Here is a 20902-nt window from a genome sequence, read left to right on the forward strand (position 1 = left end):
TTTGGTAAAAATAACTATTTTATTTAGCTAACTTTGTAAAAAAGCACTTATATGAAGATTCTTGCTACAAATATTGGAGAACGTAAAGAAATAGATTGGAAAGGTAAAAAAGTTACTACTGGAATTTTTAAATATCCTACAAATCAACCAATTTATTTAAATGTAGAAGAGGTAAAAGGCGATGCAATATGTGATAGAGAACATCATGGAGGAATAGATCAGGCGGTGTATGCGTATTCTGTAAAACATTACGATTACTTTAAAGATTTATATCCTGATTTAAAGTGGGAGTATGGAATTTTTGGAGAAAACTTAACTTTAGATGATATAGAAGAAACTAAAGTTCATGTTGGAGATACATACAAAGTTGGTGAAGTTATATTAGAAGTGACTAAGCCTAGATATCCTTGTATGAAGCTCGGAGTTCGTTTTAATGATATGAAAATTGTAAAACAGTTTTGGAATACAACTAAAAGTGGAGTGTATTTTAAAGTTTTAAAAACTGGTGAAGTGAAGCAGGGTGATCTTTTTGAATTAATTCAGACAGACACAACTAAGCCAACTATAGCTGATATTTATTTACAGAAAAAGAAAAGTAAGTTTTCATGAATCCTTTTGATGATGCATATTTTATGAGAAAAGCATTACAGGAAGCTGAACTGGCTTTTGATAAAGGTGAAGTTCCTGTTGGCGCAGTTATAGTTTTTAAAAATCAAATTATTGCGCGAGCTCATAATTTAACAGAACGTTTGAACGATGTTACAGCTCATGCAGAAATGCAAGCTTTTACCTCAGCAGCAGATTTTTTGGGAGGTAAATATTTAAGGGATTGTACATTATATGTAACTCTTGAACCTTGCCAGATGTGTGCAGGTGCAAGTTATTGGACGCAAATTGGAAAAATCGTTTATGGAGCCAATGAACCTAAATCTGGATTTACAATTTTAGGAACAAAATTACATCCTAAAACTAAGGTTGTATCTGGTGTTTTAGAAGAAGAATGTGCAGAAATTATGAAGAAGTTCTTTATTCAAAAACGTAATTTGAATTAAGCTGTAATTCTATTAAAATAAGGTTTGTTGTTTCGTGCCGTTTTCATGTTCTAAAAGCCATTTTTTTCGCCATACACCGCCTACATATCCAGTTAAAGATCCGTCAGAACCTATAATTCTGTGACATGGAATAATTAAAGAGATAGGATTTTTACCATTTGCAGAAGCTACAGCTCTTATAGCTTTAATATCACCTAATGCTTTAGATTGTTCTAAATAACTTCTAGTTTTTCCAAAAGGAACTCTTAATAATTCATTCCAAACTTTTCCTTGAAACGTGGTGCCTTTAGGAGATAAAGTTAATTCAAATTCTTTACGGTTTCCAGAGAAATATTCGTCTAGTTGTTGAACACATTTTCTAATTTCTATTGATGAAATATTTTCTGAGACAGAATGTTCATCTTCTATGAAATAAATAGAGTGAATTGATTTTTCATCTCCAGTTATTTCTAGAGTTCCAATAGGAGATGAGTAATATGTTGTTTCTGTATTCAATTTAAAGTATTTGCGCGTTTGCTTTTTAAGTAGTAAAGTTAGTTAAAATCAGTGAGTTTTTAGTTTGTTATGTCTTTTAAAAAGTAGAAGAAAGTTAATATCATTATATATCTTATATAAATAAAAATAGCAGTTTAGGTTAGATCCAAAACCGCTATTTAATATTTAGTTATTTTTCTGTTTTATTAAATATTTTAAAGTATTGGAATATCATTTCATTTTCATCCATTGTGCTAAAAATTGTTGTAGTCATTTCGTTTTGCATGGCTTTTTCAGATGCTAATTTAGCGGATTCTAAATCTGTCCAAAGGATAATGTCTAAAAACTTTCCTTCTTCAGAAATGGCTGTTTTTCTTGAAATAAAACCAGGTTGCTTGCTTGCAAATTCATTAAGCTTTAAAACAGATTTTTTACCTTGTTCAATGTTTATTCCGTCTTTGAATTTCCAAAGAACCATTTCCATGATGTTTGCTTGTTCCATATTACTTTTCTTTTTGTCTGACTGTTCACAACTGAAAATCGTAAAAACCAGTAGACCAATGATTAAATTTTTCATGGCTCAAAAGTAAAGCAGGAGGGTGACAGCCCTATGTCAACTATGTTTGAAAGCTCTCAAAATATTCTTGAATTTTGAAATATTCTAATTTTTCAAATTGTAATGAAGTCCAATTTAAGTGAATGATTCTGTCCAATCTAAATTCTCTTAATTCATTTCGGAGGTGACAAAAAGCAATTACAACCCATACATTATTAGTAAAATATATCGCTTGTGGTTCAATGTTTCGTTTGGTTTGTTCGCTTTTGTATAATGAATTATAAGTGATGAATATTTGGTTTTTTGAAGAAATAGCGTTCTGAATGTTGAATGTCTGACAGCCAATTACTCTCAATAATTTCATCCTTTTGAAAGTTAAAGGTTCTTGAAGATAGTAATTCGACTTTTTCTTTTTGATAATTTTTAAGAGTTGCCTTTATTTTAATGAATAACGAATTGAAATTTTCAGACAACGATTTGTCTCCTTGATTTTTAATGAATGTTTCAAATATAATTAAACTATTTGCTTCTTCTTCAGTAAGAGATATTGGTGGTAAATTATAGCCATCAACTATAAAATAACCTACTCCGTTTTCAGAACCAATTGGAACTCCAGAATCTTGTAATGTTTTAATGTCTCGATATACAGTTCTTAGGCTGATTTCAAAACGTTCAGCAATTTCTTTTGCCTTTACTACTTTTTTAGATTGAAGTTGAATTAAAATTGCAGTTATTCTAGTAAGTCTATTCATTTAATCACTATTTATATAGCTATACTAACAGTAACTATATCATTTAATTTTAAACAGGCTTTTTTTCTAATTTCAGCTTTTATAGGAAGTAGATAAGTGTTTTCTTTTGTATCGAACCAAATAGCTGTTTCCCATTGAAGTTCATTGATTTTAGCAGTTGCTTTCATTCTTCCCCAACCTTCTTCTTGCCATTTTAGATGATTGCGTATTTCTTTAGAAATGCTTTTGGGTAAGGATATAAAAAACCAACCGCCATTCCACATTTTTCCAGAAAAGTTGTATTTAATCTTTGCTTGCAATTCTTGTTAGGTTTTGTAGGTTTCTGACTTTATTACTACAATTAAAACATCTCTCCTTTTTCTTTCAAGAAAGCAAATATTTTTTTGTCAACTTCAGAGATAATGTTGGTATGAGAAGAATCTAACCATTGTAATTCTTCAATTTCATTATCTGCTAGTAAAGTTCCTTCAAATTTTGCTTTATAGCAAGTCATTTTAACTAAAACTCCTTCTTTAGCACCGTCTGATTGCGCTTTAAAAGTTCCAAGATACTCAATAGTGTCTTTTAATATAATAACACTTAATTCTTCTTTTATTTCACGAATAAGCGTTGCTTCATCAGATTCGTTACCTTCTCTTTTCCCTCCAGGAATATAAAACTTTTCTTTTCCTTTAGATCGAGTACTAAGAATTTTACCATTCTTAGTTTCTATCCACGCAACTTTGTCAATTTCTTTCATGTTATATTTTGAAAACCTGTTTTGAGTTTTCTGTAGTGATTTCAGAAATTTCTTGATACGATTTCCCGTAAATATCCACCAATTTACCTACAACTTGAGTGATATAACTACTTTCATTTCTCTTTCCTCTATAAGGAGTAGGAGCCAAGTAAGGTGAATCGGTTTCTAGAACAATATGTTCAATATCTATTTCATTTAAGAACTTGTCAATTTTTCCATTTTTAAAAGTTGCTACACCACCAATTCCTAATTTCATGTTGTATGAAATTGCTTGTTGTGCTTGCTCAAAAGTTCCCGTAAAACAGTGGAAAATTCCATGTAAATCGTCTCCTTTTTCTTCTTCTAAAATTTCAAAAATTTCATCAAAAGCTTCTCTACAGTGAATTACAATTGGAAGTTGTTTTTCTTTTGCCCATTGTATTTGAGTTTTAAAAGCTTCTTGCTGTTGAGTTAAAAAGGTTTTGTCCCAATATAAGTCAATTCCTATTTCTCCAATACCGTAAAAATCACGTTTGTCAATCCATTCTCTTACGTGAGCTAATTCCTCTTTATAGTTTTCCTTTACAGAAGTTGGGTGAAGTCCCATCATTAAAAAAACATCATTTGGATAATTCTTTTCCAATTCAAACATGCTTTCTGTGTGCGAACTATCAATAGCAGGAATAAAAAAACGAGAAACACCGGCATCTTTAGCTCTAGTCATCATTTCATCTCTATCGTCATTAAATTGCTCTGAATATAAGTGAGTGTGTGTATCTGTAATCATGTGATTTTAACTGTATCTTTGCAGCGACAAAAGTACAAGAAATGGCAAGTTTGAAAAAAGTATTACGTAAAAAGAAATACGTTCGAATAAAGTTGAAAAAAATGAAAACAAATCACCTTGAGTTGAAAGCTGAAATCAACGGTGTAAAAGGTGTTTTTATTTTAGATACTGGAGCTTCAAATTCTTGTGTTGGATTAAATTTAGTTGATCAATTCAAATTGGTTTCTGAAGTTAGCGAAGTTAAAGCAGCTGGCGCTGGAGCAACTGATATGGAAACTTATAAATCTGTTGATAATAGATTAAGAATAGGAAATTGGAAATTGAAAAATTGCGATTTAGTTCTTTTTGACTTAAAACATGTAAATGCTGCATTAACGATGCATAATGCTAAAGAAGTACATGGAATAATTGGCGCAGATGTTTTAGAGAAAGGAAAAGCTCTTATCGATTATGATAAGAAAGTATTGTACTTAAGAAAGATTAAAAAGAAAAAGCAACGAAATTTATCGTTGCCTTTTTAATACTATTGAATTTATTTCGGAATTTCGTAGGTAAATTAATGTTTACAATTTTATTCCTTGTTCAATAAGTTTATTAGTTACTTCATCTTGATCATTAATTTCTGAAATATCAATATGAACATGATCGTAAAATATTTTTCTGAGTTCTTTCATTAAATCTTCTTGAGAAGTTTCTGAAATATTTTCGAATGTAATAAAGTAACTAGAGCCTTCAGTATTTAAATATTGTCCTAAATAAATATTTTGATCAGTATTTAAGCCAATAATATTATTAATCGATTTGGTAAAATCTTTTAAAATAGCTTTCGAAGGCTGTTTAAATATTGTGTATAATTCTTCTATTTTTACTTTTCTGGCTTTTAAAGAGATGTTGTCTAGATTAAGCATTATGTCTTCAGTCACATCAAGACCTCCTTTGGAGTTCGTTTTTAAACTTTTTAAAGTATTTGTAACTCCATCTAAAGACCACCAACCAAAAATAAAGGATAATAAGTTGTATTTAAGTATGTGCTTTTTTTGATTTTCTTTTTTAAGTAAATATGCAGGTGACGCAGTAAAAATATTACCAACAATTAAAGATATGCTGTATTGATAAACAATAAAACGATGTCCGTTATCGATTCTTCGTTGTAAACTTTGAATATCTAAATTGTCTACATTTTTTAACTTACAAGTCAGTTTATTCATTCTTTTTATAGCTTTTAAAACAAAAAAACCTGATAAATGATAAATCAGGTTTTTTTTTGTTGTTATTAAGTTTTTCTAATTAAAACTAGCTCAATACTTCTTTAATACGCTTTACAGCTTCACGTAATTGTAATTCTGAAGCTGCATAAGACATACGAATACAGTTAGGTGCACCAAAAGCATCACCAGTAACTGTAGCTACATTTGCTTCTTCTAATAATAACATAGAAAAGTCTGAAGCATTGTTAATCTCTTTACCTTGTATTGTTTTTCCGAAGAAAGCAGAAATATCTGGGAAAATATAGAAAGCTCCTTCAGGAACGTTTAATTTAAAACCTTCGATTTTTTCTAATAAACCAAGAACAATATCTCTTCTCGATTTAAATTCATCTACCATGTATTGAACAGCACTAGGCTCAGCAGAAACAGCAGTAATTGCAGCTCTTTGTGCAATACAGTTAGTTCCAGATGTAATCTGACCTTGCATTTTAGTACAAGCTTTAGCGATCCAAGCAGGTGCTCCAATATAACCTATTCTCCAACCTGTCATAGCAAAAGCTTTTGCTAATCCGTTTACGGTAATTGTTCTATCATACATACTTTCTATAGAAGCAAAACTAAAAGGCTTTGTTCCGTAATTAATATGTTCGTAAATTTCATCAGACATCACGAAAATCTCTGGATATTTTTCTAATACTTTGGCTAAAGCTAAATACTCTTCCTTAGTATAGATTGTACCACTCGGATTGTTTGGTGAGTTGAATAAAATTAATTTCGTTTTTGGTGTAATTGCAGCTTCTAATTGCTCAGGAGTAATTTTGAAGTTAGTTTCAATAGTTGAAGGAATCTCAACAGAAACAGCTTCACATAATGTTGCAATTGCAGAGTAGCTTACCCAGTACGGACAAGGTAATAAAACTTCATCTCCAGGATTTAACAATACTTGCATTACGTTAGCAATAGATTGTTTTGCACCTGTAGAAACTACGATTTGATTTGGAGCATAATCTAAATCATTATCGCGCTTGAATTTTTTGCAAATAGCTTCTTTTAATTCACCATATCCATCTACTGGAGTGTATGAATTATAATTCTCATTTACTGCTTTAATTGCAGCTTCTTTAATAAAGTCAGGTGTATTAAAATCAGGCTCTCCTAAACTTAAGCTGATAATATCTTTTCCTTGACCTTTTAATTCTCTGGCTTTAGCAGCCATGGCTAATGTTTGCGATACAGGTAAACTGTTAATTCTGTTCGATAATGCTTCTGACATTGTTTTAGTTGATTATGCTAGTTGCGGTTTTTTTCCTAGTTCGGCAATATGTCTTAAGTGTTCTAATATTGCTCTTCGTGTTGTTTTATATTCGTGATAAGGTAAATTAAATTCCTTAGCAGTCTCTTTTACTATTTTCGCTATTTTACTGTAATGTATGTGCGAAATATGAGGGAAAATATGGTGTTCCACTTGATGATTTAAACCACCTGTGTAGAAGTTAATAAACCAGTTTTTAGGAGCAAAATTTGCTGTGGTATATAACTGATGAATTGCCCAAGTATTTTTCATGTTACCATTTTCATCTGGTAAAGGAGTATCTGTAGAAGGTACAATGTGTGCTAATTGGAATACAAAACTTAAAATGATTCCTGCTGTATAATGCATCACAAAGAAACCAATTAAAACTTTCCACCATGCAACATCTAAAACTAATAATGGAAGAACTAACCACATTGCATAATAAATAATTTTAGTAACAATTAATTTAGTCCATTCCACTTTTGGATTAGGGAATTTCCCATAAGATAATTTTCTTTTCAAGTAACTGTGCATTTGCTTGAAATCTGTAGTAATTGCCCAGTTTATAGTTAATAAACCATATAATACTGGAGAATAATACTTCTGAAATCTATGGAAAGGTCTCCATTGTGTGTGCTTAGAAAAACGAATAATTCTACCAGCATCCATGTCTTCATCATGATCTTGAATATTCGTATATGTATGGTGTAAAACGTTATGTTGAACTTTCCAATTATACACGTTTCCAGCTAAAATATACATACTACTTCCCATTAGGTTATTCACCCATTTTTTACTTGAGAAAGATTCATGATTACTATCGTGCATAACATTCATACCAACACCAGCCATACCAATTCCTATTACAATAGTTAATAAAAATCTAAGCCAGTTAGGCATATCAACAGTTAATATAACAGCAAAAGGAGCCAAGAAAAGCGTAAACATGATAATTGCTTTTAAGTACAATTTCCAGTTCCCTGTTCTTTTGATATCATTTTCTTTAAAGTAGTCGTTAACTCTTTTATTTAAAGTTCGAAAGAACTTTGCTTTATCTATTCTTGAAAATTTAATCGAATTCATGTCGTAATTTAATGGGGTAAAAATAAGTGTTTTTCGCTCATGTTTATCTGATAACGAAAGTTTTTAACGATAATTATTGATTTGTAAAAATCTTAACTATATAAACAAATGTTATTACTTTTGTCACGCAAATATAATAGCATGGATATCATTTTAAAATACTTTCCTGATTTAACTGAAAATCAGTTACGCCAATTTACACTTTTACAGGAATTATATGAAGATTGGAACCTAAAAATTAACGTTGTTTCTAGAAAAGATATTGATGAACTGTATCTACGTCATGTACTACATTCTTTAGGTATAGCAAAAGTGATGGAGTTTCAGCCAGGAACAAGTGTTATGGATGTAGGAACTGGAGGAGGTTTTCCTGGTGTACCTTTAGCTATTTTATTTCCTGAAACGAAATTTCATTTAGTAGATTCTATAGGGAAAAAGATTAAAGTTGTGAATGAAGTTGTAGAAGGTTTAGGATTAGAAAATGTAAAAACTACACATGGAAGAGTAGAAGAGGTTGATGAAACTTATGATTTTATCATAAGTAGAGCAGTTGCACAAATGGAAACTTTTCATAGATGGGTGAAAAATAAAGTTCAAAAGAAGCAAAATCACGAATTAAAAAATGGAATTTTATATTTAAAAGGTGGTGATTTAACTGAGGAATTAGCAAAGTTTCCAAAAGCTACGATTTATGATTTACCAGATTTTTTTGATGAAGATTTTTTTGAAACCAAAAAAGTAGTGCATTTACCAATAAAATTTAAAGGATAAATAAAAAAACCAGAGTTTTAAACTCTGGTTTTTTTATTTATAATCTAATTGATTATTAGTTCGATTTTGTTGGTGTTGGAAATTTAGGTACAGTAATTTTTAAATTTCCTTTTAGTTGTTTTAATGCCTCTTTTACTGCGCGTTCTAATTGAGGATCTTTACCTTGAGAAAGAGATAAAGCATCTTGGCGTACAAAAATGTCTGGAGCTACGCCTGTGTTTTCAGCAATCCATTCATTTTTTACAGGATCAAAAACGGCATTGTCAGGAGCAGTAAGAGAACCGCCATCAATTAAACGATAATGAGTAGAGGATTTTACTAAACCTCCCCAAGTTGTTGCACCGATTAACAAACCAGCCTTTTGTTGTCTGAAAACCCAAGGGAAATAATCTCCTCCAGAACCTGCAAGTTCGTTTATTAATAAAACTTTAGGTCCTAAAATTCCTGCTGGTAAACGCATTGGTTTTCCATTTGGAACTTCGTTTGTAAGTGCAGCTCTAGGTTTTCTTGTCATTAAGTCTACCATATAGTCATCTAATAAACCACCGCCGTTAAAACGTTCGTCAATAACAGCACCTTCTTTATCTTGTTGAGCAAAGAAATATCTATTGAAAGAAACAAAACCAGCGCCACTTGTGTTTGGTACCCAAATATAGGCTAGTTTTCCACCAGATAATTTATCAACTAAACGACGATTATCTTCAACCCAAGTTCTTTGTCTTAAAGAATTTTCACTTCTAATTGGTTTAACAATTTCTTTCCAGGCACCTTCAAAGGTAGGTTTAGAATTAATATGAATCACAGTTTGTTTGTTTGCGGTTCCATCTAAAAACTGATAAATATTATCTTTTGAAGTAATTTCGTTATTGTTAATTCCAACTAAATAATAACCTTCTTTAATGTTCATTCCAGGTTGATCTAAAGGTCCGTTTAATCCTGGGTTCCAACTTTCAGAAGTATAAATTCGTTGAATTTGCCATCTATTATTTTTGATGTTAAAATCAGCACCTAATAAACCGCCAGATGAGCGATCTGTTTTAGGGAAATCTCCACCACGAACAAAACTATGTCCAACAGATAATTCTCCGTTAACTTGATCTAAGATATAGTTTAAATCAGAACGATGTTTTATGTGTTTTACTAAAGGTTGATACCTTTTGTATACAGTGTTCCAGTTTCTTCCATGTAAATTAGGGTCGTAAAAATAATCACGTTCATATCTCCATGCTTCCTCAAACATTTGATTCCATTCGCTAAGTCTATCTAACTTCATGTTAAAGTCGATTTTCACAGTTTTAGCAGCTTTTGCATTTGGAGCTGTAGTTTTAATTACTTTCCAAGTTCTTCTAGAAGAAAGAAGCATGTGTTTTCCGTTAGGAGAAATTGCACGAATACGTATTCTTTTTCCAAACTCTTTTGATTTCAATTTCTTTAAATCAAATTTATAAACAGCTTCTCTATCAGAAATAAAAGCAGATCCACTAGGTCCAGCTGTTATAGAAAAATAAGAGCCATTTGGCATTGGTAATGGTAGAATTCTTCTAGCAATATCATTAAAATTAATGACAACTTCTTTTTTGTTTTTTTTCTCTTTCTTATCTCCTTTTTTACTAGGTGTTTTTTCTTTTTTAGTTTCTTCTTTTACAGCTTCTTCGTCGCTTTTAGCTTTAAAAGGAGAACTGTCTTTTTCATTCAGATTAACAATATAGGCAGCATAATTTGGTCTTGCAGTCATAGAGCTTGTGTTAGCCCATCCTGATCGTAAGGCCAAATCTGTACTAGCAAGAAAATAAAGATGTTTATGGTCTAAATCCCAAGCAGGCGAGAAAGAATCAGCAAAATTATTAGTGATTGCTATTGTTTTTCCAGTTTTTACAGACCAAATTTTTATTTGTCGTAAAGAGTTGTCTCCCGCTTTTGCATAAGCTAACCAGTTAGAATCCGGAGACCAAGTTACACCTAATCGTCCTCTTTCAAGATTAGTTCCTGCATTATCTATAGTTTGAACTTTTTTAGTTTCAAGATTTACAACTCTAATTCTAGTGTCATCATCAGTAAATGCAATGTGTTTTCCATCAGGTGACCAAACAGGATTCCAAGCCATTTTAGAAACACCTATCGAAATTGTTTTGTTTACAATGCTACCATCTTGGTTTGTAATATGAAGTGCATAACCTTTACCGTCTTTATCTGTAAACCAAGCAATTTTGTTTCCTTTAGGAGACCATATTGGAGCTCTATCTGCTGCGCCTGAAGATTGAGAAATGTTTCTAGAATCACCAAATTCAACAGGAGCAGTAAAGATATCTCCTCTTGCGCTCATTAAAACTCTTTTTCCATTAGGAGAAATACTAGCAAAATCTACTCTAGAGTTAACGTTTTCCCACTTAGTAGCCGTCCAAGGAAAATCTCCTTTTAATTCTATTTTTAGTTTTGTAACCTTTTTTGAGTTAAGGTTTAAAGTGTGTAGGTAGCCGTTTTGTTCAAAGATTAATTGTTCTGTATCACCATTTAAGGATTTTACTGCAGTTCCTTTAAATTTAGTGATTTGATTAACTGTTTTTGTGTTTATATCATACGACCAAATATTAGCTGTATGAGTTCTGTCTGAAAGGAAATAAATTTTATCTTTAATCCAAACAGGTTGTTTATCGGTTGTTTTTTTATTTGGGATTAAAATCTCTTTTTGAGATTTAAGGTCTAAAATAATTAAAGGAGTATTTTGGCCTCCACGATAATCTCTCCATTCTGTATCCCAACGAGACATCCTATCTATAGCTATTTTATTTTCGTTAGAATTGTATGAACCTGAAAAAGCCCATTGATCTGAAACTTTTGTTGCTGGACCACCTTTAACAGAAATAGTGTATAGTTTATTGTAAGATTTCGGAGCTGTATTTCTTGGAGAAGCGAAAAGGATGTTCTTTCCGTCATTAGTCCAACCACGTACACTTGATCCTGAAGGATGCCAGGTTAATCTTTTAGCTTCTCCTCCTGAAGTTGGAACGATAAATATATCGTTTCTGCCAAAACGATTTGAAGTAAAAGCAACCCATTTTCCATCAGGAGAAATATAAGGGTAACTTTCTACGGCTTGAGTTGAAGTTAATCGAGTAGTTTGGTTGGTTGTTAAATTTGTTGTCCAAACATCACCTCCATAGGTGTATGTAATTTGGTTTTTTGAAATAGTTGGTTGTCTTAGCAATCTTGTTTCTTGAGCTATTGCAGTTAAAGTTGATAAAGACAATAGTAATAAGATTACTCTTAAATGCTTTCTCATTAGAATTCGTTTGGTTATAAATAAAAGTTGTTACTGTAAAGTACAGAATATAAGACGAGTAATTTAGATTAAGGTTAGTTAAAAAAAAGTTAATGATAAAAAAAAGACAACTCGTATAAGTTGTCTTTTAGCATGTGATTTTTTGTTTGATGTTGTAGATTAGAATTTTATAATCTAAATACTTTATGATTTTCTGTTACACCACCACTTTCTACTTGTAAAAAGTAAATTCCAGATGCCAAATTCGGCATATCTATCAATACAGTATTATTTATAGATTGTTTCGCTCCTTGTGCAACTAATTTACCTCTGTAGTTATAAAGTTTATAATTTACTCCAGGTAGTTCTTCTTGTAAAGTATTGAGGTTTAATTTATCTGTAAAAGGATTTGGGTAAACAAACCATTTTTTGCCATTACTATCTCCATCAGGAATGCTAGTGTCAACTATACAGCCTGTGGCAATAGAATGCGAATCTTTTATTAATTCAGGTATTTTTTGGTCTTTAAAACTTTGATTATTACTATGATTGAAAAAAGTATTATCTATAACTGTGTCTGATGCTCCTAGATAATCTTGTAATAAAGTCGCTATCGTTTGTCGATAATCAAATTGTATAGTTTCTATCTGGTAATTATTATCATCTGTAGCTTCTGATAAATCTACATTAACACCAGATACACCACCATTAACTGGTTTTCCGAAAATAAACATTGGAGCAATTTCTCCATGATCAGTTCCTAAATTTCCATTTTCTTTAGCTTTTCTACCGAATTCAGAATATGTTAACCCTACTATGTCGTCTCCTAAAGATTGTTCATTAACATCTTTTATGAATGTAGTAATTGCAGATGATACTTCGCTTAAAAGTTCTTGGTGTTTTCCTTTAACATCACCATTGGTTTCTATTTGACTGTCATGAGTGTCGAATCCACCAATACTAACTAGATATACTTTAGATTGTAATCCACCACTAATTAAACGAGCAACAGTTTTTAATTGATTAGATAAGTCGTTGTCTTCGTAAGTAGCAGAAACGGCATTTTTACCTCGGTCAAAAGCATCGGAAATAGCCTTAGAGTATTTGTTTGAAGTTTTGTTTACATCAATAATATAGCTTAATTCAGTACCAAAGTCACTACTAGGAATAGTTGAAGGTGGATCACCACCTAAACTACTAATTTCAGTAAAAAAACCAGCTGGATCTTGCCCAGTTATGTTTATTGAAAGTCCGTGTTCTTCTGCTCCATGGAACCCTAATTCAGTTTTAGAAGATCCCATTTGTACACCTAAAGGATACGCTGCTTCTGTTTCTTCTGGATAAAACTTCTCCATGAATCGCCCAATCCAACCAGAGTCATTTCCATTATTCCAGCTATTTCCATCGTTTCCTGTAGAGTAAATATCTTTTGAGGCAAAATGACTTTTATTTTGAGATGGATATCCTACAGATTGTAAAATTCTAAGTTCACCAGCATCATATAAAGATTTAAATCCAGTAAGGGCTGGGTGTAAACCTAATTGTCTGTTTCCTGATAACGTAGAATCTAAAGTGATAAAACTATTAGCTCCTGAGTTAGGAATTTTTATTGTTGGTCTTAAATTAGCATACTTGTCGTATTCATTTATTGGGATAGTTGTATTTAAACCATCATTTCCTCCAACTAAGTTTACTAATACTAACTTTCTATTTGATATGTCTCCACAATCTATTGGTAAATCTACTGTTTTTAGTAATGCATTAATTTCGAAAGGCATTAATCCAAGAGCAGAGGTAGCTGTGGCTAGTTTTATAAAGTTTCTTCTTTTCATGATGTAAGTTTTGGGGATAGAGTATTACATTAATTGAAATTCTGGTGCATTTATCATTTGTATAATTAATGCGTGTAATCTAGTTTTTACAACTGTATCATCGCCAGTGTTTTTATATTGTAACCAAGCGTCTGTCCAGTAATAATCTGGGAATCCTTCAAGTAAATTTTGAGCGAAATAAGCAACTCTTTCATCACTAATATCTTCAGGATATAAAAAGCTCGCTAATTCAGTAATTAGTTCATTTGCTAATAAAGGTTCGGTTATGTTATTATCAATAAAATCAACAATATTTATTTCTACTCTAATATTGTTGTTGAATCGTATTTTGTTTCGTCCGGTCAATAAACTTTCAATAAGTTTATATCTAGCTAAAACGGTATTAGAAGAAAACCAATGTCTGTCGAAATCTGGACTTTGATAATGTGCTGGATATCCGGCAACAGAATCAGGAGACCATAATAGCATTCCTCCAGAGGCTAAATAAATGCTATGAACAAAATTGAAGAATTGATAAAAATCTTCAACTTCAGTTGCTGGGTCAGGAATCTCCATTTTAAAGAATGAAATAATTTCATTGATTAGCTGTAAAGGACTTTTTATAATACTACCAATAATGTTATCGTTAGCATTAGTGTCATCTAAATCATAAAAATGATTAGATGTTAAAAGCTTTTTTAAGATTGGAAGAATTTCATAATCACCATCTTTTAATTCTGTGGCTAGTGGTTTAATCACGTTTTCTTCTATGGTGTCATTCCATTCACTCTTAACGAAATATCTGTAAAGCTTTCTAATAAATGAAATAGCAGTAGCTTCTTTACTAAATACCATTTCTACAAAATCGCTAAGCTCTTGTACAATACCAATTTCTGTATCACTTCCTATGATGGTAGTGTTGTCAAAAGCGTGGCTAAACGTTTTGTTCTCTTTATCATGTCTATTAACATCTATTCTACCTTTTGGTATGTTTGTGTCAATATCAATTAAGCTTCTGTCTGTTTGAATTTTTATTCCAGAGAAAACTTTTGCTGCTTGCTGAACATCTAATTCTGTATAGTTTGTGTAATCCCCACTTCCAATTTGTTCAGCCTTTAAAATTGTAAAAAGTTCTAAGAATTCTCTAGCATAATTTTCATTAGGATTGTTAGCGTTATTTTGAGTGTTGTCTAAAAAATCTAACATAGAATTATCAAAAGTGATTTTTTTTGATAATGTTTTAAGATTTCCTAATGCGAATTTTTCTAAAAGTAAAAGATGATCGTAAAAATTAGTTGAAAAACCAGAACCATCATCTTTAGAAACAGTAAACGACGTGTGTAAGAAGAAGGTCATTTTCTGAATTAAAGAATTCTGATTCATTCCATTATACCACCACCAAGAAGTTATAATTCTTCTTTTTCTGAAATGTCCATCAAAGGTATTTGGATGTTCTGTAGAAGATGTCCAATTTCCATCAGGAGCAGTTTCAGGTCTAGGATCATAAGGCTCAGGCCAAAGATTGTTTTGACTAGTGATTAATAGATTAAAAGCTTCTTCTGGAGTTAAAGAGGCAAATTGTTGTAAAGTTTCTTTACTATAATCAAAAGATGTTCTACGTAATAAATGCTTAGCTTTTCTCAAACCTAATGGTTCAGAATGCTGATCTAAATAATTCATGTTATGGGGATTAAGTGTTGATATGTAATATTTTATGTATTAAATATCAGTTATAAAATTAATAACATTTTTGTTATAAACGAAAAAAGACCAGAAATATTTCTGGTCTTTTTAAATTTATAATCTTTAAGTTAAATCTTAACCTAAGAATGGATATCTGTAATCAGTAGGAGAAACAAAAGTTTCTTTGATTAATCTTGGAGACACCCAACGTAATAAGTTTTGTGCAGAACCAGCTTTATCGTTTGTTCCAGATGCTCTAGCCCCTCCAAATGGTTGTTGTCCTACAACAGCTCCTGTTGGTTTATCATTAACATAGAAGTTACCAGCACAGTTCTCTAAAGCTTTAGTAGCTTCAGCAATTGCATATCTGTCTGTAGAGAAAATAGCTCCAGTTAATGCATATTCAGAAGTTCCGTCAACTAATTCTAATGTTTTAGCCCAATCAGCATCTTCATAAACATAAATAGTAACTACAGGTCCGAATAATTCAGTAGCCATAGTCGTGTATTTTGGGTTTTTAGCTAAGATTACTGTTGGCTCAATAAAGTAACCTTTAGATTTATCGTAATTACCACCAGCGAAAATTTCAGCATCATCATCAGCTTTAGCTTGGTCGATATACTTAGCTAACTTATCAAAAGATCCTTCATGAATTACAGCAGTGATAAAGTTGCTCATGTCTTCTGGAGATCCCATTTTAAAAGAAGCAATATCTTCTTTTACGTAACCTAAAACTTCATCAGCAATAGATTTAGGTAAATAAACTCTAGAAGCAGCAGAACATTTTTGTCCTTGGAATTCAAATGCTCCACGAGAAATACCTGTTGCTACTTGTTTTGGGTTTGCAGAAGGGTGTGCAACGATAAAATCTTTACCACCAGTTTCTCCTACAATTCTTGGGTAAGTTTTGTATGTGTGAATGTTTTCTCCGATTTTTTTCCATAATTCTTTGAAAACAAAAGTTGATCCTGTAAAGTGTAAACCAGCAAAATCAGGAGAAGATAATACAACTTCAGTAATTTCAACTGGATCACCGTAAATTACATTAATAACTCCATCTGGAACACCAGCTTCTTTAAAAATATCTACAATTACTTTAGCAGAAAAAATTTGACTGTCAGAAGGTTTCCAAACTACTGTGTTCCCCATCATAGCAGCTGATGCAGGTAAGTTAGCTGCAATTGCAGTAAAATTAAATGGAGTGATTGCGTAAACAAATCCTTCTAAAGGTCTGTATTCAACTCTGTTCCAAATTCCATCATCAGAATTAGGCTGTTCGTTGTAAATATCAGACATATATTCTACGTTAAAACGTAAAAAGTCAATTAATTCACATGCCGCATCAATTTCAGCTTGGTGAATAGTTTTAGATTGAGCAATCATTGTCGCCGCATTAATCTTTGCACGGTAAGGACCTGCAATTAATTCAGCCGCACGTAAAAATATTGCTGCTCTTTGTTCCCATGGCATTTGAGCCCAGTCTTTACGAGCTTCTAAAGCAGAGTCTATAGCTTTTTGCGCATGTGACTTATCTCCTACGTGATACTGACCAACAACGTGTTGGTGATCGTGTGGAGGAGTCATGTTTTTAGTATTTCCTGTTCTGATTTCTTCACTTCCAATATACATTGGTACGTCAACAGATCCGTTAAAGTATGCTTTATATTGTGCAGAAACGCTTTCTCTTTCTGGAGAACCAGGAGCATAAGCTTTTACAGGTTCATTTACAGCTATAGGTACATTGAAAAATCCTTTTCCCATGGTTGTTTGTGTATTGAATTTATATATGATAATTTTGGTGTAACAAAGTTACAATTTTTAGATCTTTTTGTAATGATAGTTTTTATAATGCTACTAAAAAAGGAATAATCTATTTTTAAAGGGAAATTAAATGTGTACAGTTGCTTACTTACCATTTGGGAATAATGATTTTATTTTAACGTCTAACAGATATGAAGATCCGAAGAGAAATACCATAGAGCCTCAAAAATATGTCGAAGATAATGTAGAGTTGTTTTATCCAAAAGATAGTTTAGCTAGGGGTGCTTGGGTTGAAATAAGTGGAAAAGATCGTTTAGTTTGTTTGTTAAATTGAGGATTGGAAAATTATGTTAAGAAGAGTAAGTATAGGCATAGTAGAGGGATTATAGTAAAGCAATTATTAATTTCTGATAATGCTGTAGAGTATGTTGAAAATTTAGATTTAAATAATATAGAGCCATTTACAATTGTTTTAGTTGACTGGAATAATGGGTTATAAGCTTATGAGTTAGTTTGGACTGCAGAGAAAAAAATATTTAAAAAATTATCTCAAGAACCACATATTTGGTCAAGTTCAACGTTGTACAATGCTGAAATGAAGCAACAAAGAAAACTTTGGTTTGCTGATTGGCTTACGGATAATGAAAAATTTAATCAAAAATCAATATTGAGTTTTCACCAAAATGAAAACTTAGGAACTTCTGAAACTTCAATTAAAATGAAGCGAGAAAATGTTGAAACAGTTTCTACTACTTCTATACTAAAAATTAAAGAAGAGGTTTCTTTAAAATATGTCGATTATGTTACAGAAGCAATATCTAGTGTGTTAGTTTAACATAAAGGTTATTACTGTTAAAACTGACATCCCTAAACTTGCAAGCATCATAAAAGTAAAATTCACAAAAAAGTATTTTATCAAAGTTTTTAAAAAACCTTGTTTGTAAAATCTTTTCATGGCTATGAAAAGATAAATCATAAAAGCAAAAATGAGTGTTGAAATTACAGTAGATCCATTAACTTCCATTTGTTTATGCATGGTGATATCAAATAAAACAAACAAAATAAAAACGATAAAAAAGACAGTTTGAATATGGAATATAAAGACTAAATGTTCCACATAGGTGAATTTTCTTCGAATGTAAATTAGCTTAAAAAATAAAGCGAAAATTGGTAATAAAATAAATAAAGCAACAGATGTCTTAGAGACTAAATTATCTAGAAAAGATTTAACACCATCTCCATCATTAATAATTGATGCAAAAGTTTTTGCTTTTGAATATTTAAGTCGGTTTCCGAAGTTTTTTTCAACATTTAAACTGTCTAAAGCTTCATCTATGGATAACTTAGGATTCTTAGTGTTGAATTTTATAAAGCTATCAAAACTATTTGGTTTTTTAATACTGTCTGCAGTATAAGTAACCCCTTTTGTTTCATCCTGTATACTTTCTCTCATGCCGGCTTGTAAGCCTTCTTTAAAACTTCCGATTCCAGCGTTTATATATTGTTTTTTATTGGTTTCGATTTCTTTTTTTATTGAATCGGAAACTTGTTTCACGGTTACTTTTTTCTCGGTTTTTACATCTGTAGATGATAACTTTCGATATTCTTTAATAGTATTGTTTAACCCAATAAGTAGAAAAAATAAAACGGAAGTGGTTAAATAAAAACGGAAAGGATTGCTGTATTTAATTCGTTTACCTTCTATATAGTCTTTTGAAACTTTACCTGGGTTGAATAATAAGGGGCTAAGTGTTCTCCAAAATTTAGCATCCCAAGAAAAGAATCCAGCAAAAACTTCTTTAACAAAGCTTCCAAAAGTTATACGTTTATCTTTGTTTTTTTGTCCGCATGCAGGGCAAAATAATTCATGTCCTTCGAATTCGTAACCGCAATTTAAGCAGTTAGGTTCGTTACTTTTAATTGGTTGATTTTTTTTCGACATTAATTTAGCGTCGGTGTAGTTGTTAGTTGAAAAGTTGGTATGTTTACTAAAAACTCTTCAAGAGTTTCGGTATTAATCATTTTATATTTTCCTGTCATAGATCCAACAGAAGAAAGTAAAAAGCAGTTAGATCTGTAATTGTATTCTTCATTAGGTTTTATTATTGGCATTTGCCCAACAACACCTTCTCCTTCTACATATTCAGTGTCATTTAAGGCGTCAAAAATTGTCCAAAAACGCTCTAGTAACTGTACAGTTTCTTTAGAGTTATTTTTTATAGTAACAAAATAACTGAAGGCGTAATGTTGCATATACCCTCTGTAGATAGTACCATTGAATGCGGTTTTAACTGATATTTTAATTCCCTTCGTGATCTGCTGAAACATATATTAAATATACTGCTTTTTATTTACAATAGCAATTTGGTGCAAATTACCTGTTTTGATCAAAGTATCCAAGTCCAACACCAATTACTCTATCAAAAATACCACCAAAAGGTCTGTAGTAAATTATAGCATTGTAGACATTTTCTGTTTGAAAAAAAGATCCGTTAATTTCTGTAGGATCTACTTTCCCATTAGTGTCTACTGTGACATAAGTGTAGTTGTAAAACCCTTGTTTTAAAAGGATTTTTGCTTCATAAATTTCTTCATCAGAATTATAGGTCATTTTATTTTCTCCTTCTAATTTAAAATCATTAAAAGCCCCATACACATAAACATCTTTATTATAAGGTTGGTATACTTCTAGTGAAAAATGCATCATAGCATAATCGGCTTCTGAAGCTTCATCTTCAGCATCTAAAGTTCTGATAGTAAATTGTCCATTGATGTCTGGAAAATATGTGTAAGGCCTATCGTTTCTTTCTATGTTAGGATACAGGTAATTATGGAAAAGATCTCTTCTTTCTGTTTTTATGATATTTACATTGGTGTTTCTAATATATTTATTATCAAAATTGAAGTATTCATTTCCTCCCCAGAAATTTGTTTTTATAGTGTTGTTATATACAAGTTGATTGTTTCTTATAAACAAAGGAACTAAGTTAGTCACGGCTGTTTCCCATATGTTGTTTTGTAAAAGCTGAACTTTTATTTCTTGACTAGGATTATTAATGAATAAATTTTCATGGTTTACAATAAATTGAACAGTTTGTTGGGTGTTTACTGTTTTTGTGTTTCTACTTCTAATGACATTTACACCTACAGTAGTTATGTCTTCATATAAAACAAATCTTCGTGTAAATACAACTTCATCGTAGTCATTTAAAATGGATAGTAAATAGTTGCCACTTTTGGTGATTGTAGTGTTTTGATTTGGTATAGTGAGTTTGTAATGAGTGTAGTTTTGTAGTGTGTTAAATGAGTTTGTAACATCTATAATGTAATTTTGATCGAAACCATTTATGTATTGATTAGACTGAAGATTGCTAGGTTTCCAGTCGTAAGTCATGTGTTGAATTTTGTACTGATATTCTTTGTTATCGGCTTCTAAGTCATCAAAAGATAATTCTAAAACAGAGCCTAATCTTGCGATTGGAGCTGGATTTTTATTTCCTCTTGGTTTTAGTTGGATGGTTTTAATTTCTTGAGCTTCTGTATTAAAAATGAATACTAAAAATAGATTTAAAAAAACAATGATTTTTTTCATGTTAACAAAAATATCAAAATGTAAGCCAAAGAACAATTGTTTTATTTAGAACAAATATAAATAAGAGGGTGATTGTAAGATATACTCTTAATTCACTACTT

24 protein-coding genes are annotated in these 20902 nt (G+C 31.3%); 7 read left to right on the forward strand and 17 right to left on the reverse strand.

Features of this window, described 5'->3' with window-relative positions; genetic code table 11:
- The first annotated feature begins 51 nt into the window (after positions 1 to 51).
- Positions 52 to 609, forward strand: a complete 558-nt coding sequence (locus tag Q1A46_RS09615; protein ID WP_299677291.1) for an MOSC domain-containing protein — start codon at positions 52 to 54, stop codon at positions 607 to 609.
- Positions 606 to 1052: a nucleoside deaminase gene (locus Q1A46_RS09620; protein WP_299677294.1), complete on the forward strand. Its 447-nt coding sequence runs from the start codon at positions 606 to 608 to the stop codon at positions 1050 to 1052. The genes Q1A46_RS09615 and Q1A46_RS09620 overlap by 4 nt, the downstream gene beginning before the upstream one ends.
- Positions 1053 to 1064: 12 nt before the next feature.
- Here the strand turns inward: Q1A46_RS09620 and Q1A46_RS09625 are convergent, their stop codons facing one another.
- The 7 genes from Q1A46_RS09625 to Q1A46_RS09650 all read right to left on the reverse strand — a co-directional run bounded on the left by Q1A46_RS09625 (position 1065) and on the right by Q1A46_RS09650 (position 4339).
- On the reverse strand, positions 1065 to 1547 hold the full coding sequence (locus Q1A46_RS09625) for a methylated-DNA--[protein]-cysteine S-methyltransferase (RefSeq protein ID WP_299677297.1): 483 nt from the start codon (positions 1545 to 1547) through the stop codon (positions 1065 to 1067).
- A gap of 169 nt (positions 1548 to 1716) precedes the next feature.
- Positions 1717 to 2103 (reverse strand): hypothetical protein, encoded by a 387-nt coding sequence (locus tag Q1A46_RS09630; RefSeq protein WP_299677300.1) that lies wholly within the window; start codon positions 2101 to 2103, stop codon positions 1717 to 1719.
- Positions 2104 to 2143: 40 nt separating this feature from the next.
- Positions 2144 to 2446: a helix-turn-helix transcriptional regulator gene (locus Q1A46_RS20960; protein ID WP_373456510.1), complete on the reverse strand. Its 303-nt coding sequence runs from the start codon at positions 2444 to 2446 to the stop codon at positions 2144 to 2146.
- Positions 2361 to 2834, reverse strand: coding sequence for a YafY family protein (locus tag Q1A46_RS09635; protein WP_299677303.1), 474 nt, complete (start codon positions 2832 to 2834; stop codon positions 2361 to 2363). The genes Q1A46_RS20960 and Q1A46_RS09635 overlap by 86 nt, the downstream gene beginning before the upstream one ends.
- 11 nt (positions 2835 to 2845) lie before the next feature.
- Positions 2846 to 3133 carry a DUF1905 domain-containing protein gene (locus Q1A46_RS09640; RefSeq protein ID WP_299677306.1) on the reverse strand — a complete coding sequence of 96 codons (288 nt, stop codon included), beginning with the start codon at positions 3131 to 3133 and terminating at the stop codon, positions 2846 to 2848.
- 41 nt (positions 3134 to 3174) lie between these two features.
- On the reverse strand, positions 3175 to 3573 hold the full coding sequence (locus Q1A46_RS09645) for an NUDIX domain-containing protein (RefSeq protein WP_299677309.1): 399 nt from the start codon (positions 3571 to 3573) through the stop codon (positions 3175 to 3177).
- 1 nt (position 3574) lies between these two features.
- Positions 3575 to 4339 (reverse strand): TatD family hydrolase, encoded by a 765-nt coding sequence (locus tag Q1A46_RS09650; protein ID WP_299677312.1) that lies wholly within the window; start codon positions 4337 to 4339, stop codon positions 3575 to 3577.
- Positions 4340 to 4380: 41 nt separating this feature from the next.
- Between Q1A46_RS09650 and Q1A46_RS09655 the strand changes: the two genes are divergently transcribed.
- Entirely contained in the window at positions 4381 to 4860 is a 480-nt protein-coding gene (locus Q1A46_RS09655; RefSeq protein WP_299617718.1) for a retropepsin-like aspartic protease, read from the forward strand.
- A gap of 42 nt (positions 4861 to 4902) precedes the next feature.
- Here Q1A46_RS09655 and Q1A46_RS09660 read toward each other — a convergent pair whose 3' ends face one another.
- From Q1A46_RS09660 to Q1A46_RS09670, 3 genes are all read right to left on the reverse strand, one after another.
- Entirely contained in the window at positions 4903 to 5547 is a 645-nt protein-coding gene (locus Q1A46_RS09660; protein ID WP_299677315.1) for a hypothetical protein, read from the reverse strand.
- Positions 5548 to 5632: 85 nt separating this feature from the next.
- Entirely contained in the window at positions 5633 to 6820 is a 1188-nt protein-coding gene (locus Q1A46_RS09665) for a pyridoxal phosphate-dependent aminotransferase (RefSeq protein WP_299677318.1), read from the reverse strand.
- Between the two features lie 12 nt (positions 6821 to 6832).
- Entirely contained in the window at positions 6833 to 7924 is a 1092-nt protein-coding gene (locus tag Q1A46_RS09670; RefSeq protein WP_299677322.1) for an acyl-CoA desaturase, read from the reverse strand.
- A gap of 141 nt (positions 7925 to 8065) precedes the next feature.
- Between Q1A46_RS09670 and rsmG the strand changes: the two genes are divergently transcribed.
- Positions 8066 to 8695: a 16S rRNA (guanine(527)-N(7))-methyltransferase RsmG gene (rsmG, locus tag Q1A46_RS09675; RefSeq protein WP_299677325.1), complete on the forward strand. Its 630-nt coding sequence runs from the start codon at positions 8066 to 8068 to the stop codon at positions 8693 to 8695.
- 55 nt (positions 8696 to 8750) lie between these two features.
- Here the strand turns inward: rsmG and Q1A46_RS09680 are convergent, their stop codons facing one another.
- From Q1A46_RS09680 to pruA, 4 genes are all read right to left on the reverse strand, one after another.
- A complete protein-coding gene (locus Q1A46_RS09680; protein ID WP_299677328.1) occupies positions 8751 to 11975 on the reverse strand; it encodes a S41 family peptidase in 3225 nt (1074 codons plus the stop codon).
- A 167-nt stretch (positions 11976 to 12142) separates the two neighbouring features.
- On the reverse strand, positions 12143 to 13786 hold the full coding sequence (locus Q1A46_RS09685) for a DUF1501 domain-containing protein (protein WP_299677331.1): 1644 nt from the start codon (positions 13784 to 13786) through the stop codon (positions 12143 to 12145).
- Positions 13787 to 13810: 24 nt separating this feature from the next.
- On the reverse strand, positions 13811 to 15445 hold the full coding sequence (locus Q1A46_RS09690) for a DUF1800 family protein (protein WP_299677334.1): 1635 nt from the start codon (positions 15443 to 15445) through the stop codon (positions 13811 to 13813).
- 138 nt (positions 15446 to 15583) lie between these two features.
- Positions 15584 to 17209, reverse strand: a complete 1626-nt coding sequence (pruA, locus tag Q1A46_RS09695; RefSeq protein WP_299677337.1) for an L-glutamate gamma-semialdehyde dehydrogenase — start codon at positions 17207 to 17209, stop codon at positions 15584 to 15586.
- A 130-nt stretch (positions 17210 to 17339) separates the two neighbouring features.
- On the opposite strand from pruA, the gene Q1A46_RS09700 reads away from it, so the two are divergent.
- From Q1A46_RS09700 to Q1A46_RS09710, 3 genes are all read left to right on the forward strand, one after another.
- Positions 17340 to 17543 (forward strand): NRDE family protein, encoded by a 204-nt coding sequence (locus tag Q1A46_RS09700; RefSeq protein WP_299677340.1) that lies wholly within the window; start codon positions 17340 to 17342, stop codon positions 17541 to 17543.
- Positions 17544 to 17546: 3 nt separating this feature from the next.
- Positions 17547 to 17708 carry a hypothetical protein gene (locus tag Q1A46_RS09705; RefSeq protein WP_299677343.1) on the forward strand — a complete coding sequence of 54 codons (162 nt, stop codon included), beginning with the start codon at positions 17547 to 17549 and terminating at the stop codon, positions 17706 to 17708.
- A 96-nt stretch (positions 17709 to 17804) separates the two neighbouring features.
- A complete protein-coding gene (locus Q1A46_RS09710; protein WP_299677346.1) occupies positions 17805 to 18044 on the forward strand; it encodes a hypothetical protein in 240 nt (79 codons plus the stop codon).
- Here the strand turns inward: Q1A46_RS09710 and Q1A46_RS09715 are convergent.
- From Q1A46_RS09715 to Q1A46_RS09725, 3 genes are read right to left on the reverse strand one after another with little or no spacing between them, the layout of a single operon-like run.
- Complete coding sequence (locus Q1A46_RS09715; RefSeq protein WP_299677349.1) at positions 18036 to 19151, reverse strand: DUF3667 domain-containing protein; 1116 nt, start codon at positions 19149 to 19151, stop codon at positions 18036 to 18038. The two genes, Q1A46_RS09710 and Q1A46_RS09715, sit on opposite strands and share 9 nt — an antisense overlap.
- A complete protein-coding gene (gene apaG, locus Q1A46_RS09720; RefSeq protein WP_299677352.1) occupies positions 19151 to 19537 on the reverse strand; it encodes a Co2+/Mg2+ efflux protein ApaG in 387 nt (128 codons plus the stop codon). The genes Q1A46_RS09715 and apaG overlap by 1 nt, the downstream gene beginning before the upstream one ends.
- 46 nt (positions 19538 to 19583) lie before the next feature.
- Positions 19584 to 20801, reverse strand: coding sequence for a DUF5103 domain-containing protein (locus tag Q1A46_RS09725; RefSeq protein WP_299677355.1), 1218 nt, complete (start codon positions 20799 to 20801; stop codon positions 19584 to 19586).
- Positions 20802 to 20902: the final 101 nt, after the last annotated feature.

The sequence above is a fragment of the uncultured Tenacibaculum sp. genome (assembly GCF_947502995.1).
Classification (GTDB): domain Bacteria; phylum Bacteroidota; class Bacteroidia; order Flavobacteriales; family Flavobacteriaceae; genus Polaribacter.